Origin of the sequence: Halorubrum sp. Hd13, assembly GCF_002252755.1 — an archaeon.
Classification (GTDB): Archaea; Halobacteriota; Halobacteria; order Halobacteriales; family Haloferacaceae; genus Halorubrum.
Window position 1 is genome coordinate 1 of sequence record NZ_NHOY01000109.1, and the last position, 1,695, is coordinate 1,695.

Annotated in this window: 2 protein-coding genes; both read right to left on the reverse strand. The window is 69.4% G+C overall.

Annotated elements, in window-relative coordinates:
* Positions 1 to 484: SDR family oxidoreductase (locus DJ81_RS14945; RefSeq protein ID WP_094590380.1), on the reverse strand; the 484-nt coding region annotated here is incomplete at its 3' end.
* Between the two features lie 115 nt (positions 485 to 599).
* On the reverse strand, positions 600 to 1,695 hold a 1,096-nt coding region (locus DJ81_RS14950; RefSeq protein ID WP_094590382.1), incomplete at its 5' end, for an HTTM domain-containing protein.

Consider the following 1,695-nt stretch of genomic DNA (forward strand, 5'->3'; position numbering starts at 1 on the left):
CCCACCACTTCGTCGCGGCGTACACCGGATTGAACGACCGCGGGTACTGGCCCGCGAAGCTCCCGACGACGACGAGCGTCCCCTGACTCTCCGTCAGGTGCGGGAGCGCTTCCCGCGTGAGGAAGAACGTCCCGTCGACGTTCGTCTCCTGCATGGCGAAGTACTCCTCGTCGGTCATCTCCGCCACGTCGCTGCCGCGGCCGACCCCCGCGTTGGAGACGACGACGTCGAGCCCGCCGAACCGGTCGATCACCGCCTCGACCGCCGCCTCGCTCGTCGCCCGGTCGCGGATGTCGCCGTCGACGACTAACGTGTTCGCGTCGTGTTCCGCCTCCAAGTCCGCCGCCAGCGACTCCAGCGCCTCGCGCCGGCGAGCCAGCAGCGCGACGTTCGCGCCCCGCGCCGCCAGCGCGTGGGCCGTCGCCTCGCCGATTCCGGAGCTCGCGCCGGTCACCAGGGCCGTCGCGTCGTCGAGCGTGGTCATGACCGACGGATCGCGGGGGGCGAGTATAAAACGTCGCGTCGGGGAACCGCCGGCCCACTCGACGGCTTCGGACGGGCGGGTCCGGACCGATCCCCCGATGAGCCCGACCGGGCCCTCACTCGTTCTGGACGAACTCGCCCGAGCAGTCGTACTCGATCAGTTTCACCTTTCCCTCGGCCTCGACCGTTCCGTTGTAGGGATCGGCTCGCTCGTACCGCTGGTAGACGGTCACGTTCTCGACGCGCGTCTCGTGGGACCGGTTCCAGTCCGCACAGAGGTAGTTCGCGAGGTACGAGCGGTGGTTCTCGTTGTCGGTGGAGCGGACGTTCCCGAGGTACTTCCGCCAGCGCGAGGTGGGGTAGGTGGCCTCCGCACGCGGCGGCCGTTCGAAATCGACCGCCGAGTTCCGTAACACGTCCCGTTCGGTCCCGTTTTCGAGGGTTCCGGGCGCGACGAACCATCGGGTCGTGTGGGTGGGATCGGGGGCGAACATCCGCCACGACTGGTCCATGTCGACGGCCTCCAAGACGTCCTCACCGGGTTCGGGGACCTCGGCGTAATCGACCGCCTGCGCCCCGGAGAGAACGATCAACACGAGGAACACGTACGGCAGGACCGTCGAGACGAGGACGCGTCCGCCGGCGAGCGTCCCGGTGAGGTCCGCATCGCGGAGACCGTCGAGGCGTCCCGGCGCGACCGGGCGTGAGAACGGCGCGCGCCGAGGGAGCGACGGAATCGCTCTCGCCGCGGACTCGAGACGGGCGCGCCAGCGGGCGAGCGGCGTCGACCACCCCAGACTGGCGACGGCGCGTTCGGCGGCGTCCCAGACCGCCGTCTGAAAGAACGGGACGAAGCCGACGACGACCACGATCGGGAACAGATCGATCCGCATCGTGACCGCCATCCCGAGGTGCATACCGACGAACAGCGAGGCGATCGCGGCGCGCGGGACGCCGGTGAGCAGGAGCAGCAGGGGCGACGCGAACAGCAGGGCGAGCCACGCGACCGTGAGCACGCGCAGCAGGCCGTGGAACTCGGCGATGTGATTGCCGAGCAGGTAGGTGAAGTGGTCGGCCTGCATGACGTACGCGACCGCCTCGCCGCTCATCCAGAGGTCGCCCCCGCGCTTGTGGACGGCGTTCGTCACGTACATGATCAGCATCTGGAGCAGGACCGCCATCGTGGCGACGTTCGCCACGATGGCGGTCCTG